The organism is Paenibacillus lutimineralis (assembly GCF_003991425.1).
Classification (GTDB): domain Bacteria; phylum Bacillota; class Bacilli; order Paenibacillales; family Paenibacillaceae; genus Fontibacillus; species Fontibacillus lutimineralis.
Genome location: NZ_CP034346.1, coordinates 4,350,724 through 4,365,564, shown reverse-complemented (window position 1 = coordinate 4,365,564; position 14,841 = coordinate 4,350,724). Strand labels below are relative to the sequence as shown.

The following is a 14,841-nucleotide window of genomic DNA, read 5'->3' as shown; positions in this document are numbered from 1 at the left end:
AGGCCCGGGTGAATTCAAGATTCGATGTCGAATAAGCTCTTAGTGTCACTTCGTGTTAGATATAGAATTTATACGTTATCAGCAGAGCTGATGAAATTCTATATCGCAAGAAAACCTACCTTTGAATCGCGGTCGCTCAGCCTTGAATTGACCACGATCTGGTTTTCTTATCAAAAGCGGACTTTTTGAATTACCTCTTTAAAGGAATGGATTTCATGAGACGACATAAATGGATATTGGCAGGCTTGCTTATCTTATTAGCGGCAGTATTGTACGTCAATTTGGGCCAAGGCTCACTAGGATTATGGGAGAAGGGCGAAAAAGAAGCAGTGGCTAAGTCCAGCCAATCGCTAACCGAGTTGCTCGCCGCGGGGGCGCCTAAGCCTGGGACACCTTCACCTTCTTTCTCTCTGGAAGATCTGGATGGTCAGGTATACACAGTGGGTGGAGAACGTGACAAGGCCTTACTATTGAACTTCTGGGCTTCCTGGTGTGATCCTTGCAAAGAAGAGGCGCCGGATTTGGTTACCATGGCAAAGAAATATAGCGATTCACTGGATGTGTACGCTGTGAACGTCACCTTATATGATCAGCTCGACAACGTCAAGAAGTTTGTCCAGGACTACGGTTATACCTTCCCAGTACTGCTCGATAAGAAGGAAGAGATTTATCGCAAGTTTAATGGGGTGGCCTTTCCGACGAATGTGTTGATCGGGAAAGATGGTATCATCCAGGAGGTTATCGTTGGCTCTCTTTCCGCCAAGGATTTGGAAGCCAAATTGAAGAAGCTGACGAATTCGTAGCAGTCCATTACTGCGAGCGCCTTGTATAAAAGCATCTTTTCCACTTAGCATGATCCTGGCTATATCGTTATTGGAGCGAAATACTGAGTTTAAGCTCCAATAACGATATCCAGTTTCGTTAGAAATTACGATTATTCGGGCAAAGTTATATTCAAATTTTTAATTAACCACGGCTTTATCAACGACAGAACCGCTTCAGGCTGCATAGCCTTGGTATGATCCATACCACTTCCCTTTAAAACTTCTATATCCCATCCAAGGTATTCTAATTCTTGTTTATTTTTCTGAAGTATACCGCTAATATCAACTGTTACACTGCCGAAGTTTTCACCATAAACAATCGTGTCTTGTTCCCCAGCAAATGCCAATCTCGGAGTAACTAATTGATGCTGGATTTCTCTATCATCAAATTCTATTAAGTTTTTGTACATGGTAACAAACTGTTTGGTTTGATCCGTGTCGATCTTTACCTCTATACTATCCCAATCTACCTTTTCTGGACTAATATAGTTTTGTTCATCGTAAACGGCTGAATTTTGATTATTTAAAGCTTGCTCGTAAGTTTTATTTGTCACTGCCATCATTTCTTTATATGGACCGTCTATTGGAGGAAAACCACCCATCATTAAACTTTCCAGTCTGTCTGTCCGAATGGCTAACTGTAACCCAACTAGAGCTAACCAAGAGTAACCATAATAGCTAAATTTCTTAACGTTCATTTCATCAGCGATGATCAAGAAATCTTTTGCGATATTCTCAGGTGTGAGATTGTCAGGGCTCGGATGTTGAAATCGGTGTCCTTCGTAGTCGAAATATAATATCTGAAACTTGTCTACGAGCCCCTCAACAAAATGTTTTCCTAATTCAGGGTCTACTCCCCACAACTTTAGGTTTTCAGCCTCTTTTCCATATACGGATTCTTTTGCACCCGGAATCATAATTGTTGCAGAGTCGGGATTTCCGACTAGACTAACCTTTAACTCTGATTCATCCATAAGTTTTATGTTTTTCTCCATTTTCATCACCCCTAACGATTTACAACTATCGTATAACATTCATGCAATCTTTCGGTTTCCCCCTGTTCTCCACTTTATAAATGGGGGTCTTCTTCAAAATATGTTATTGTAGCACTTGAAGGTTTTACATTAAGTTTGTGTTCAAAAAGACCGGTTTTCAACTTTAAAAAGGAGTTATAAATGGAAACATTTAGCCCTAAACAAATTGCAAATGCCTTAAATTTCAGCACCACAACCTTGAGAAGATATGAAGAACAAGAACTTATTCCTGTTGTACCAAGAACAAAAAGTAATCACCGTGTCTATACATGGATACATGTTCAAGCTTTTACTACCATTAGAGCCATGTTAAAAGGATTTGACATTCCCGTTGTTTACGATGTAATGAGATTGTGTAAGGATGCAAGATTTGAGGAAGCCCTGTGGTTAGTTAATGAACAGCAATATCATATTCAGGTGGAGAAACGACGAGTCGAAGAAATACTCATGATGATTCAAAATGCTGATTTTACTAGATATAAAAATGTGAAATTAACAGAATATATGAGCATTGGAGAGGCTGCAAAAATAGCGGGAGTAAATACTTCAGCTATCCGTCATTGGGAATACGAAGGTCTGGTCCACTCAGAAAGAAATAAAGAAAACGGTTATAGAATGTTTTCAGTAGCTGAACTTCGTAAAATACTGGTCATAAGCAGCTTGAGAAGAACCGTTTATTATATAGAAAATATGAAGGGGTTATTAAATGATTTGGATACACAAAATTATAACAAAATCGAACATTCTTTTCAGTTGGCTTTGGAAAATTTGAATCATCAACTATTGGATCAATTGAAAGGAATCGCAGAACTAATTAAATATATAAACTTATACCAAGAAGTAACTAACTAAAAAGGGGATAAGCACACGATTGCCTCGTTAATTTCTGGATCGCTGCAGGTTATGAATGGGGCTTAAGCTTGCATAGAAAAAAACCTGCATTTTTCTGCAGGTTTTTTTAACGTTCATTTGTTTATAGTGAGTAATTAGTGATTCACAAGGCCTCTCTCGACCGATTGGATCTCCTCGTAGCCTTCACGTTTGTCTTGGCCCAGTAGGGCGTACAGGAAGCTGTCAACCAACGCTTCCCAACTTGCTTCGATGACGTTGCTGGAGACACCGACTGTGTTCCAGGAGTTCTCCACGTTGGAGGATTCAATCAAGACGCGAACCTTCGAGGCGGTTGCCTCTTTATCATCAAGGACACGAACCTTATAGTCTGATAAATGTACGTCGTTCAGGCCAGGATAGTAGCTGATCAGCGCCTTGCGCAGCGCGTTATCCAGCGCATTGACCGGACCGTTGCCCTCAGCAGCAGTATAGATAGAGTTGCCATCGATGTTCAGTTTGACGAACGCCTCAGATACGACAGGTTTTCCGGCCGATTTCTCCACGAGCATTTTAAAGGACTCGAACGTGAACAGCTTCCTCACCTCTCCGTTAGCCTCTCGTAGCATTAGCTCGAGCGAAGCGTCGGCACCCTCGAATTGATAGCCTTGATGCTCCAGATCCTTGATCCGCCCAATAACTTCCCGGGTGCTTTCTTTTTCCGGATCGAATTCGATTCCCATCTTCTGTGCCTTGGATAAGATGTTGCTCTGACCGGCCAGTTCGGAGACAAGCACCCGCTGGTGATTGCCCACTGTCTCAGGCACAATATGCTCGTAAGTACGAGCATCACGCAGGATCGCCGATACATGGATGCCGCCTTTATGAGCAAAGGCGGCTGCGCCTACATAAGGCTGGTTAACTGGCATATGAACATTGGCAATCTCGCTTACGTAGCGGGCCGTGTTCGTCAGTTGCTCCAGCTGCTTCTCTTCAAGGACCTGATATCCAAGCTTCAGCTGCAGGTTCGGGATAATGGAACAGAGGTTGGCGTTACCACAACGTTCACCATAGCCGTTCATGGTGCCTTGAATCATTTCGGCACCGGAGCGAACCGCGCTGAGTGTGTTAGCCACCGCTAGTTCACAGTCGTTATGCGTATGAATGCCCAGTCTTGCGGTTCCGGTAATCTGTCCGCCAAGTGCGGCAACGATGTCGGATACCTCGTGAGGCATGGTTCCACCGTTCGTATCGCACATGACCAGCCAATCTGCACCAGCTTCTTCGGCTTTGCGCATGACGGCTACGGCATATTCGGGATTGTTCTTATAGCCATCGAAGAAGTGCTCGGCATCGAACATAACCTCAAGCCCGTGTTGCTTCAAGTAGGCAATAGAATCATAGATCATCGCCAGATTCTCTTCCAGAGTAGTCTGAAGTGCCGTATGCACGTGGAAGTCCCATGACTTGCCGACAAGCGATGTCGCCTGGGCACCAGAGTCGATGAGACGCTGTAAATTAGCATCATGTTCAGCCAGACTGTTCTTACGGCGAGTACTGCCGAATGCGGTAATCTTCGCGTTCAGACGCAATTCCTTAACTCGATCGAAAAATTCGATATCCTTACTATTGCTGCCGGGGATGCCGCCTTCAATGTAATGGACACCTAGCTGATCCAGCTTCTTGGCAATCTTCAATTTGTCCTCTGCGGATAAGCTAATGCCTTCTCCTTGAGTACCGTCGCGCAAAGTAGTGTCGAAGATAGTTAAAGCTTTTGACATAATGGAAGTATCCCCCTTTGGAAGTCCTCAAAAATGAAGCACCGATTTAGGTATATTTTCTAATTATATCATCCTGATATTTTAAATGTAATATAATTTTCGTTAAAAGTTCATCGCTATATTGACCGTTTTTTGCTGAAAAGGGTATGCTGAAATTACTAGTATATAAATGAGGGGAAACGCTTGAATAATGTCGATAAATACTATCCCGCCAAGGGGCGGGTTGTGCTGCATGTCGATATGAACGCTTTCTACTGCTCGGTGCATGAGGCGGAGGAACCGGAGAAGTACCGGAATCGCCCGACCGCTGTGGCCGGCAGTGTGGAACTGCGCAAGGGAGTCATCGTTACTTGCTCCTATGCGGCCCGCCGAAGAGGCGTATCTACGGGGATGACGGTCAGTCAAGGGCTGAAGAAGTGCCCGGAGCTCATCGTGATTCAGCCGAACTTTCATTTGTATCGTAAATACTCCAAAGCTTTTATGAATATCGCTTATAGCTACACTCCACTATTGCAAGCCGTATCCATTGATGAGTGCTATCTGGATATTACCGGCTCGAAGCAGTTTGGTACACCGATGGAAATTGCGCAGGCGATTCAATCGCGTATTGCCAGTGAGCTTGGTCTTCCATGTTCAATCGGGATTGCACCTAACAAGCTGCTGGCCAAAATGGCCTCAGACATGAAGAAGCCGAATGGCATAACGGTACTGCGGATACGTGATGTGCCAGCATTGCTATGGGATAAGCCGTGCGATGAAATGTTCGGGATCGGTAGGCGGACGGCAGAAAAGCTGAAGAAGATGCGCATTTATACGATTGGACAGCTGGCTGCAGCGGAGGAGCGGCTGTTATTAGAACGTTTCGGCGTTGTTGGACACTGGATGAAGCAGGCGGCGAATGGCCATGACGACTCGCCGGTCATTGATGAGCGGGAGAAGAATAAATCGATCGGGCATACGACGACCCTGCCGCGGGATATTAGTGAGATGGAGGATGTCCAGCGGGTGCTGCTGAATTTAGCGGATCAAGTGACGCGGCGCTTACGCAGGCAGCAACTGATGGCTCAGACGGTGCAGATTACGATACGTACCCCGGACATGAAGACGATAACAAGATCCCATAGCCTAGACACCGTGACGGAGAGAGCGGAGGATGTTTATACAGAAGCCTGTAAGTTGTACAAGCAGCACTGGAGCACAGAGAAGCCAGTTAGACTACTCGGTATAACTTTGCAGAATCTGTTGCCCAAGGAGGAAGCGGTGCTACAGCTAGATCTGTTCGATTATGAACAGCAGCCGAAGAAGGAATCGCTGACGAAGACGATGGATATGCTGCGCGATAAATTCGGTGAGAGCGCTGTGCTGACAGCGGGAATGCTGTCGGATGATCCCTCGGCGCTGATTCGTAATCACAAAGTTCGAGGTACTTCGCTACAGACCGACTTTCTTCTGGATAATGATCAAGCAAATGATGATAAATGATTCATGTATTCGAATGGAATAATGCGGAAAATGAATTGAAATTGATTGGTATTTATATTATATTGGTCATGGTGATAACAAAGCACCGGACTTGTACCGTTTATTCAGGAGGCAGAAAAAATGGCTAAATTTACTTGGGTTGAGAAGGATACTTGCATCGCTTGCGGCGCTTGTGGCGCGACGGCACCAGATATTTACGATTATGATGACGAAGGCTTGGCCGAAGTGATCTATGAAGGCGACGCCAATCGTGGTGTAACCGAAATTCCTGAAGACCTATTTGATGACCTTCAAGACGCTTGTGACGGATGTCCTACAGACTCCATCAAAGTAGCGGATGAACCATTTAACAAAGAAGGTTAAGTTAATTAACGGTAAGCACTGACTGTTAATAGCATCATAAGACAGGGAATATCAGCTCATTAATCGATAGATTGCTTGAGTGATTCATCCCTATTCATAGTGAGGACCTCTCCTTCCGGTTGGAAGGGGAGGTTCTTGTTTGCATTTTGGGCATATTTTAATAAGTGCCTGTTGAGTATGTCCGTAGATCTAGTTCTAGATTCTGTAAAAATAGGACGATAGACTGTTTTCTTCCGGTACATAGAGAAAAATCTAAGCTTATGCCGATATATATAATAGATGAACCTAACATTATAGTGAGAGTTCAAACAACCTCTAATATATCGGAGGATAGCCATGAAGAATACGGCTTACCTGAAGAGCTATGTGAAGAATCACCCGGATAATAAAATGGCCTGGTATTTGCTGGGCAAGGAATATGAAAGCGCTGGGCAAGAAGGGAAGGCCCAGTATTGCTATAATCAGGCGGGAAGCGTCTATGAAGCCTTTGAGGCAACCAAGGTCCCGGCGGATCTATGGCAGGAATATCAGGACAAACTGCATGAGGAATCGAGACGGAAGGACAAGCGCAAAGGGCTTGTGCGTAAGATTGGCATTGTACTTGTGTTCCTGCTGCTGCTTAATTTATCGTCCGCCTATGCGCCGGGACAATTTGCATTGGATCTTCCTGTCCAGGATGATTCAGACACCATCGCAGATGATCTGGGGCTCACTGTAAAAAATCCGGGTCCGGACAGCGAAGCGATGTGGCCGGAGAACGAGAGAAATTTGGGCATCGGTAGCCCTGGTGAGGGCCAGGGAGCAGAGTTCACGGCGAGTGCTTACCAGAGTAATACAGATAATCCTTATGAGTCGCTAGAAGATTTATATGGCGATAAACTAAAGACGTCGGCTTCAAAGGTAGTTGTGCTTGGAATGAAGCAAAAGGCAGAATGGCTAATCTGGACCAAGGACATGCCGGTCGTATACGAGTTGGACAAGAGTCCGCAAGATGGCGTGATGAAGGTACAATCGTATGATCCGAAGGCTTGTCAGTGCACGCCGCCGGATGCGACCAAGCTACAGAAGGAAGGCAAGGCATGGATCGAGAGACAGGAGACGCTGGCGGTTCTCTCCACGGCGATACGTACATACAAGGAGCAAAAAGGCACCTGGCCGGAGAGTCTGGATCAATTGGTGCAACCATTCCCGGATAATTGGCTGGCCGGAAGTAACCCGTTAATGAGGCATGAATTCAAGCGTGTGCTTGCACTACAACAGCAAGCTGGCAGCAAGCCTCAAAAGGAGGGCGAACAGCATCCGACTGCAAGCGAGGATCGCCTGAACAGCAATCCAGGAGGCGAACCGCTTTATTTCAAGGAGCCTTTGCGCATCGTCATTGACAAGGATGCACATCTATTGGCAGTCGTAAGCGGGAACATAATATTAAGAAGCTATAAGGTAGGACTTGGCGGTGATAAGACTCCGGAAGGAACCTTCAAGGTTTCAGATAAGGTGATTAACCCGAACGGTAAGGATGACGGGGACTTCGGCAGCCGCGGGATGCAACTGTCGGATACGAATTATGCCATCCATGGGACGAATGAGCCAGATAGCATCGGCAAGGACGAGTCGCTTGGTTGTATTCGAATGTTGAAGAAGGATGTCGAGGAGTTGTTTGATTTGATTCCGCGTGGAGCCAAGATCGAGATCGGCAAGGGGATTCTTCCGCAGCTGGAGAGCGTACCGAAGGAACGGTTTGTTCTCAAACGGAGTCAGGATCAGACGAATCCCCACCGTACTTATCATTGGCTGTTATAAAATCTTGAAACTCGTATCTTAAAGCTTGGTCAGTACTAGGACGATGATCACGAACAAGATGAGCACGCCGGTTACCGAACCGGCCCAGATGAGCGCCTTCTTGTTCACTTCGTCCTTTTTCTGCTGCAGTGTAGGTGGCTTGCGTTTGTTTGACATGGACAAATCCCCTCTCTTCTACATTTGCTTTAAGAAGTATACACTCTATATTTTATAGAGGTTGTTTAAAAAGTCCACTTTTGATTACGAAGTAAATCATTGAAGCTATTCGACATCGAATCTTGAATTCACCCGGGCCTAAGAGAATGCTTGCGAAGTCATGTTTCCTTCGGAAACATCTCAGGTGCTCACGTACAAACTACGTACGCTCTGCTCCTCAGTCCCTAGCTTCATCCAACCTTCTCGGTGCTGAAAACCGGACTTTTTAACATTTATTATGTTGAGCTTGTTCAAAAAGTCTATATTTGGTCACGCAATTATTGGGATTTTCTCTAAAATTCCATAGGCTTGTTTTCCTACTCGTTCGGAACTCTTAACTTTTCTTTTGCCGCAGAAACGGCTAAACTGGATAAGGAGATAAAGTTAGCGCTAGGGCGAATGATCGGAGTGAAGCAGAAACGTGTTGTACCGTAATTTAGGAAAACCGATTTTTTTTAAGCTGGACCCAGAGGCGGCACATCATCTGGTGATCGGTGGTTTACATAAAGTAGCGAAAGTACCAGGAATGGTTCCTGTTGTTCGTGGAATGTATGGTGTACCGGAAGTGCCGGAGCTTGCTACAGATTTATTCGGTGTTCATTTCCCCTCACCTATAGGATTGGCCGCCGGACTTGATAAGAATGCCGAAGCGGTAGAAGGGTTTTCCTCGATTGGATTTGGCTTTATGGAAGTGGGGACGGTAACCCCAAAAGGGCAGCCTGGCAATGAACAGCCAAGACTGTTCAGGCTTCCTCCGGACGAAGCATTGATTAATCGTATGGGATTTAACAACCGTGGTGCGGAAGATATGGCGGTGAGACTGGCCGCGTTGAAATCACGGCGTATCCCAGTCGCGGTCAATATCGGTAAGAACAAGCTGACCCCGAATGAAGAAGCGCATACGGATTATGAGAAATGCATCACGACTCTGTATCCGCAGGCGGATTTCTTTGTCGTCAATATCAGTTCACCGAATACGCCGAACCTGCGTAATCTGCAGCATGGGAGCGAACTAGCTTCCTTATTGAAGGCCGTGACGGATGAGATGGACGTGCAGGCGAAGCGTTACGGAACTAGAAAATCGGTTCTGGTGAAGATCGCTCCTGATGTCAGCGATGAGGAACTGGAATTCATGATCGATACGATCCAGAATAGCGGTGTATCCGGATTGATTGCAACCAATACGACGATATCCCGAGATGGCCTGGCGCATGACAATGCGAAGGAGACCGGAGGCTTAAGCGGTAAGCCGCTGCGGGCCAGATCGACGGAAGTGGTGTCTCGTGCTTACCTCCAGACTGGGGGCAAATTGCCGATTATTGGATCGGGCGGGATATTTACTGCTGAAGATGCTTATGAGAAGATTCGCGCAGGCGCCAGCCTGGTAGAAATTTATACGGCGCTGATTTATGAAGGCCCCGAGATCAACCGCAAGCTACATCGTGGCCTAAGGGAACTGCTGCGGCGGGATGGGTTCTCCCATATATCCGAAGCGGTAGGTGCTGATCACCGTTAAGGGGCTACTGAAGATAGGAGGCACAACAATGGATAGTAGAGATTGGGGAACGTTTTTGCTTCCATATGAACAAGCTGTTGAAGAATTGAAGGTTAAGTTCAAGACGATGCGGTCCGAATTGAAGAAGATCGAAGAGTATGCTCCAATTGAATTCGTGACGGGTCGGGTCAAGAAGATTTCCAGTATTCTTGATAAAGCGAAGCGACTGAATGTGCCGATGGAAAATCTGGAGACGGGGATCGAGGATATCGCCGGCATCCGTATTATGTGCCAGTTCGTAGAGGACATCCGCCGGGTGGCGGAATATATCAGGAAGCGGAAAGACCTGACGGTTCTGTACGAGAAGGACTATATTACGAATTATAAGGAGAGCGGCTACCGCAGCTTCCATATGATCGTGGAATATCCAGTGCAGACTTCGCTTGGACAGAAGAATGTGTTGGCTGAAATTCAGATCAGAACCTTGGCCATGAATTTCTGGGCCACGATCGAACATTCCTTGAATTACAAGTATCGTCAGATGCTGCCTGAGGAAATGCGCGTTCGATTGAAAAAGACGGCCGAGGCGGTGTTTATCCTTGATAATGAGATGTCCAGCATCCGTCAGGAAATTCTCGACGCCCAGAAGAGCTTCGAGGATGATTCCAATATCGTCTCCTCTGTGCTTGGGGCGATCCATCGCTTGTACTTCTTCCATATGGTTTCGGAAGCGATTGCGGCCCAGGAGCGCTTTAATGAGCTATGGGAAGCGCGGGATATGGAAGGAATGAAGGCCTTGCTGACTGAAGTTAAGGCGATGATTCATCGTTCCAAGACGAATGCCGAGGAATCTGCGAATGAAGAATGAGCCGTTGTACTTGGCGTTCCTGGTCTATTTTAATCGTGATAGGGATTACTTTGAGTGTCATGAAGTGATGGAGGAGCTGTGGCTGGCTCAGCAGAGCGATCCGCTCTATAAGGGGCTTCTCCAGATTGCGGTGGGCTTATTCCATTTCCGCTACGGAAACGTGATTGGGGCAAGAAAAATGCTGCTTTCCGCGGTGGAACGTCTTAAGCCTTATCCTATAGATAGTCTGGGTATTGACCTGGGTAAGCTGCGCAGTGAGGCTGCCCTGTATGCGGCCAAGCTGGAGGCTTATAAGCAGAGCCCGTTCACCCATTATGATCTGACGATTGATATCATAGATCCTGAACTGAGGGAGGCAGTGGAGCTGGCTTCTGCTCACATTTCCCCCAATATTCCGCAGAGGCGGCGCCCAATGCGGGGACCGAAGCATGAACAACGGCGGCAGGGCTGATCAAGCCCTGATTCGGATGTAGAGATCCGGTTTATACGAAGAGATTAGCCGCTTTTGCGATAGCGATAGCGGTTTTTTACATAAATGAATGTATTTCATGCTTATAACTTCCTTTCGCGAAAAACCAAGGGCTTGTGGTACAATAGTTTTGCTTTTTTATTTCACAAGTCTATATAGATGGAAGGTATAGCATGGGGTTACAATTACCAATCGCTTTTACGACAAAAATGCAGCAACTACTTGGGGATGAATATGAAGAGTTTCTCGCTTCTTATGAGAAGCCGCGTTATGCCGGTATTCGCATAAATACGCTAAAAATCGATGTAGAATCTTTCCGCGCAATATCTCCGTTCGAGCTTAAGCCCATTCCGTGGTGTAAGACAGGCTTTTATGTGGAAGAGAGCCTGAAGCCAGGTAAGCATCCGTATTATCATGCAGGATTATATTATATACAAGAACCAAGTGCGATGGCCCCGGTTGAGGTGCTAGATGTTCATCCGGGGGATCGAGTACTCGATCTATGTGCAGCTCCTGGAGGCAAATCGACGCAGATTGCTGCCAAGCTGAGTGGTCAAGGTCTTCTGGTGACGAATGATATTAGTGCAGAACGGACCAAGGCATTGGCTAAAAATATTGAGTTGAACGGTGTCCGCAACGCGATCGTCTTGAATGAGACGCCTGAGCGGATTGCGGATCGATTCCCACAGTTCTTCAACCGCATTCTGATTGATGCGCCTTGCTCTGGCGAAGGAATGTTTCGTAAGGATGAAGAAATGGCTAGACAGTGGGAGAAGCGTTCGCTTGAGCAATATACGAATATGCAGCATGATATTCTGCATACGGCTGCCAGAATGCTATCTCCTGGCGGGAGGATCGTATATTCAACTTGCACCTTCTCACCGGAGGAGAATGAAGCGATTATTGCAGGGTTTCTTCAGGAGTATGAAGATTATGAAGTTATACCGTTGCCCGGAGATGGGGGCTTTGCGCCTGGACGAGCCGATTGGCTCGTTCAGGCGGAAGGTTTGGCAGACTTGACCATGAGTCAAGGGCTCACAGCGGAGGCGGCTGCCAAGACAGACCATTGCGGACGATTATGGCCGCATCAGGTCGATGGGGAAGGCCATTTTCTGGCTATACTCCAGCATCAGGGGCCAGTGGATTCATCGCTGGACTTGACTCAGTATGTGCCTTACAGTCATGATGCACAATCTGCGGATCATGCCGTTCCTGTGAAAAAGGGGAAAATACGGCCACATGGTCGCGCCAAAGGGGCGCATACACCGAGTAAGCCAGCGACGAATGATAGCGAGCTGCTGGCGGGTTGGGAGCATTTCAGAGATGAGCAGCTTCGGCTGCAGCCTGCCGGCGAGGTGATGCTATACGGGACAAATCTATATATTTCTCTGCTGTCCAAAGAGAGGCTGAACGGTCTGAGGACGGTTCGTTCGGGCTGGTATATCGGTTCGGTTAAGAATGGGCGCTTCACGCCTGCACATCCGTTAGCTACCGCGCTCAAACCTGCTGAAGCTTCCCGGATACTGGAGCTGTCCGTCCAGGATGGGGAAGCCGTTAGATATTTGAAGGGTGAGACGCTAGAAATTCAGCAGTCCCGCATTAGTTATATAGAAGATTCGGGTCCGAAGGGGTTCGTATTAGTCACGGCAGAGGGCTACCCATTAGGTTGGGGCAAGTGGATCGACGGAATCCTTAAGAATGAGTATCCTGCCGGTTGGAGGTGGACTTAAACGTTATGGGAACAGGGAAGAAGACACAGAGAATCGATAAGATTCTTGGTAATCTAGGATACGGATCACGCTCGGATCTGAAGAGGATAGTGAAGCAAGGGCGGATTTCATTGAACGGATCTGTTGTGAAGGATAGCGGCGCACAGGCTGATCCTGAACTGGATGCGATTGAGATTGACGGAGAACGTATCGTCTATCGGGAATTCATATATATCATGATGCACAAGCCGCCGGGCGTCATTTCCGCGACTGAGGATTTAAGGGATCGGACCGTCATCGATCTGCTTCCGGATGAGTTCAAGGTATTTGCACCTTTTCCTGTTGGAAGACTGGATAAAGATACAGAAGGGCTGCTGCTGCTGACCAATGACGGCGGACTGACTCATGATCTGCTATCCCCGCGCAAGCATGTGCCGAAGACTTATTTGGCGGATTGTATCGGACGTATCGGTGAGCCGGAAATTGCCCGGTTCCAGGCGGGAGTGCAGCTCGATGACGGTTATGTGACGATGCCTGCGCAGCTGGAGATCCTGGAATATGGAGAATACGACGACGGGACGGTTAAATCACGAATATCTCTGACGATCTCTGAGGGGAAGTTCCATCAGGTCAAGCGGATGTTCGAGGCCGTCGGCTCCAAGGTAACCTATCTAAAGAGGGTATCAATGGGGCCGCTGAAGTTGGATGCTTCGCTACCGCTAGGCTCTTTCCGCGAATTGACTGCAGCCGAGCTGGAGGCGTTGAAGAATATTAGGAAATAGAAAATAAAGAGGGTTCAAAAAGTTCCAATTTCAGCACCGAGAAGGTTGAATGAAACTAGGGAGTGAGGGGCGGAGCGTACGTAGTTTGTACGTGAGCACCTAAGATGTTTCCGTAGGAAACATAACTTCGTAAGCATCTGCTTAGGCCCGGATGAATTCAAGATTCGATGTCGAATAAACTTTCAGTGCTACTTCGTGATCAAAGGGGGACTTTTTGAATTACAAATAAAAAGAGGAGTGGTGAGAGATGAAGTATAAATTGATAGCGCTGGACGTAGATGGGACGCTTCTGACGGATGATCATGTCTTGACACCGGGAACTATTGAAGTGATTAAGCAGATTGCCGGGCAAGGGGCAGAGTTTGTGCTATGTACCGGTCGTGCTCCGCTCAGCTGTATTCCTTATATGGAGCAGATGGGAATGGAAGGTTATGCGATCACGCATAATGGCGCGGCTACAGTAAACGTTAAGGATGGACGGGTCATTCACCACTTCGAGATGCGCAGTGAGGGATTGAAGCCTTACATTCAATATTGCGAGCAGAACCATGTGCATTATGATCTAAATACGACTTTTGGATTATATGTAGAGGGAGCATCCGGGCTTAGCCAGGAAGCGCTCGATATGTACCATAAGTTTCTGATCGAGCCGAAGGATCTCACGGAGCGTCCGGTGGATGATCCCTTTGTGAAGATGACCTTATCTGGAGATATTCCGGTGATGGATAAGATTATGGAGGAATGGAGTACCTGGACACATGAGTTCAACGTACTTCGCAGTGGCGATTATTTCATTGATCTGATGCATAAGGATTCCTCTAAAGGCTCAGCGCTGAAGCATTTGGCAGAAATGCGCGGAATAGCTGTGGAGAATGTGCTGGCCATCGGTAATTATTATAATGACTTAACGATGCTGGAATATGCCGGCCTGGGCATTGCTATGGATAACTCGCCACAGGAAGTCAAGGATGTGGCCGATGCTATGACATCTTCTAATAATGAGGAAGGCGTTAAGCTAGCATTGCAGAAGTATTGTCTATAGAATCCGTACAGGTTAAGAAAGAGCGGTGAACCGTAAGGTTCACCGCTCTTTGTCTTAGTCATCACATTAGATGAAAAATGCACGAGTTACGATAACGAGCAGGATGAACAGAACAAGAATCGTTGTTGTGGAAGTAAATAAATTGCCGCCATAAGCTTCGCCCATCGTG

The 14,841-nt window shown here is 46.8% G+C and carries 15 protein-coding genes; 11 read left to right on the top strand and 4 right to left on the bottom strand.

Annotation, left to right across the window (positions count from 1 at the left end):
- Window positions 1-215 precede the first annotated feature (215 nt).
- Window positions 216-803: a TlpA family protein disulfide reductase gene (locus tag EI981_RS19280; protein ID WP_127004835.1), complete on the top strand. Its 588-nt coding sequence runs from the start codon at window positions 216-218 to the stop codon at window positions 801-803.
- Window positions 804-934: 131 nt separating this feature from the next.
- Here the strand turns inward: EI981_RS19280 and EI981_RS19275 are convergent, their stop codons facing one another.
- On the bottom strand, window positions 935-1,819 hold the full coding sequence (locus EI981_RS19275) for an alpha/beta fold hydrolase (RefSeq protein WP_127000930.1): 885 nt from the start codon (window positions 1,817-1,819) through the stop codon (window positions 935-937).
- A 180-nt stretch (window positions 1,820-1,999) separates the two neighbouring features.
- On the opposite strand from EI981_RS19275, the gene EI981_RS19270 reads away from it, so the two are divergent.
- On the top strand, window positions 2,000-2,710 hold the full coding sequence (locus EI981_RS19270) for a MerR family transcriptional regulator (protein WP_127000928.1): 711 nt from the start codon (window positions 2,000-2,002) through the stop codon (window positions 2,708-2,710).
- 134 nt (window positions 2,711-2,844) lie between these two features.
- Here EI981_RS19270 and cimA read toward each other — a convergent pair whose 3' ends face one another.
- A complete protein-coding gene (gene cimA, locus EI981_RS19265) occupies window positions 2,845-4,467 on the bottom strand; it encodes a citramalate synthase (RefSeq protein ID WP_127000926.1) in 1,623 nt (540 codons plus the stop codon).
- Window positions 4,468-4,650: 183 nt separating this feature from the next.
- Here cimA and EI981_RS19260 point away from each other — a divergent pair, with 183 nt between their 5' ends.
- From EI981_RS19260 to EI981_RS19250, 3 genes are all read left to right on the top strand, one after another.
- The gene (locus EI981_RS19260; protein WP_127000924.1) at window positions 4,651-5,949 is read left to right on the top strand and encodes a DNA polymerase IV; all 1,299 of its coding nucleotides are present in this window, start codon (window positions 4,651-4,653) and stop codon (window positions 5,947-5,949) included.
- 120 nt (window positions 5,950-6,069) lie between these two features.
- Complete coding sequence (locus tag EI981_RS19255; RefSeq protein WP_068780421.1) at window positions 6,070-6,312, top strand: ferredoxin; 243 nt, start codon at window positions 6,070-6,072, stop codon at window positions 6,310-6,312.
- Between the two features lie 336 nt (window positions 6,313-6,648).
- Window positions 6,649-8,112 (top strand): L,D-transpeptidase, encoded by a 1,464-nt coding sequence (locus EI981_RS19250; protein WP_127000922.1) that lies wholly within the window; start codon window positions 6,649-6,651, stop codon window positions 8,110-8,112.
- A gap of 18 nt (window positions 8,113-8,130) precedes the next feature.
- On the opposite strand, the gene EI981_RS29285 is transcribed toward EI981_RS19250, so the two are convergent.
- Entirely contained in the window at window positions 8,131-8,268 is a 138-nt protein-coding gene (locus tag EI981_RS29285; protein WP_179015858.1) for a hypothetical protein, read from the bottom strand.
- Window positions 8,269-8,728: 460 nt separating this feature from the next.
- On the opposite strand from EI981_RS29285, the gene EI981_RS19245 reads away from it, so the two are divergent.
- From EI981_RS19245 to EI981_RS19220, 6 genes are all read left to right on the top strand, one after another.
- Entirely contained in the window at window positions 8,729-9,823 is a 1,095-nt protein-coding gene (locus tag EI981_RS19245; protein ID WP_127000920.1) for a quinone-dependent dihydroorotate dehydrogenase, read from the top strand.
- A 28-nt stretch (window positions 9,824-9,851) separates the two neighbouring features.
- Entirely contained in the window at window positions 9,852-10,670 is an 819-nt protein-coding gene (gene yjbM / locus EI981_RS19240) for a GTP diphosphokinase (RefSeq protein ID WP_127000918.1), read from the top strand.
- Entirely contained in the window at window positions 10,660-11,121 is a 462-nt protein-coding gene (locus EI981_RS19235) for a DUF309 domain-containing protein (RefSeq protein ID WP_127000916.1), read from the top strand. The genes yjbM and EI981_RS19235 overlap by 11 nt, the downstream gene beginning before the upstream one ends.
- A gap of 191 nt (window positions 11,122-11,312) precedes the next feature.
- Complete coding sequence (locus EI981_RS19230; protein ID WP_127000914.1) at window positions 11,313-12,869, top strand: RsmF rRNA methyltransferase first C-terminal domain-containing protein; 1,557 nt, start codon at window positions 11,313-11,315, stop codon at window positions 12,867-12,869.
- A gap of 5 nt (window positions 12,870-12,874) precedes the next feature.
- Entirely contained in the window at window positions 12,875-13,630 is a 756-nt protein-coding gene (locus tag EI981_RS19225; RefSeq protein WP_127000912.1) for a pseudouridine synthase, read from the top strand.
- Window positions 13,631-13,877: 247 nt separating this feature from the next.
- Window positions 13,878-14,672 (top strand): Cof-type HAD-IIB family hydrolase, encoded by a 795-nt coding sequence (locus tag EI981_RS19220; protein ID WP_127000910.1) that lies wholly within the window; start codon window positions 13,878-13,880, stop codon window positions 14,670-14,672.
- Between the two features lie 66 nt (window positions 14,673-14,738).
- Here EI981_RS19220 and EI981_RS19215 read toward each other — a convergent pair whose 3' ends face one another.
- Window positions 14,739-14,837 carry a dihydroorotate dehydrogenase gene (locus EI981_RS19215; protein WP_127000907.1) on the bottom strand — a complete coding sequence of 33 codons (99 nt, stop codon included), beginning with the start codon at window positions 14,835-14,837 and terminating at the stop codon, window positions 14,739-14,741.
- Window positions 14,838-14,841: the final 4 nt, after the last annotated feature.

Excerpts from the sequence above, each read along its gene's own strand:
- EI981_RS19280 (WP_127004835.1), top strand. The coding sequence starts at position 216 with ATGAGACGACATAAATGGATATTGGCAGGCTTGCTTATCTTATTAGCG.
- EI981_RS19275 (WP_127000930.1), bottom strand. The coding sequence starts at position 1,819 with ATGGAGAAAAACATAAAACTTATGGATGAATCAGAGTTAAAGGTTAGT.
- EI981_RS19270 (WP_127000928.1), top strand. The coding sequence starts at position 2,000 with ATGGAAACATTTAGCCCTAAACAAATTGCAAATGCCTTAAATTTCAGC.
- cimA (WP_127000926.1), bottom strand. The coding sequence starts at position 4,467 with ATGTCAAAAGCTTTAACTATCTTCGACACTACTTTGCGCGACGGTACT.
- EI981_RS19255 (WP_068780421.1), top strand. The coding sequence starts at position 6,070 with ATGGCTAAATTTACTTGGGTTGAGAAGGATACTTGCATCGCTTGCGGC.
- EI981_RS19250 (WP_127000922.1), top strand. The coding sequence starts at position 6,649 with ATGAAGAATACGGCTTACCTGAAGAGCTATGTGAAGAATCACCCGGAT.
- EI981_RS29285 (WP_179015858.1), bottom strand. The coding sequence starts at position 8,268 with ATGTCAAACAAACGCAAGCCACCTACACTGCAGCAGAAAAAGGACGAA.
- yjbM (WP_127000918.1), top strand. The coding sequence starts at position 9,852 with ATGGATAGTAGAGATTGGGGAACGTTTTTGCTTCCATATGAACAAGCT.
- EI981_RS19235 (WP_127000916.1), top strand. The coding sequence starts at position 10,660 with ATGAAGAATGAGCCGTTGTACTTGGCGTTCCTGGTCTATTTTAATCGT.
- EI981_RS19230 (WP_127000914.1), top strand. The coding sequence starts at position 11,313 with ATGGGGTTACAATTACCAATCGCTTTTACGACAAAAATGCAGCAACTA.
- EI981_RS19225 (WP_127000912.1), top strand. The coding sequence starts at position 12,875 with ATGGGAACAGGGAAGAAGACACAGAGAATCGATAAGATTCTTGGTAAT.
- EI981_RS19220 (WP_127000910.1), top strand. The coding sequence starts at position 13,878 with ATGAAGTATAAATTGATAGCGCTGGACGTAGATGGGACGCTTCTGACG.
- EI981_RS19215 (WP_127000907.1), bottom strand. The coding sequence starts at position 14,837 with ATGGGCGAAGCTTATGGCGGCAATTTATTTACTTCCACAACAACGATT.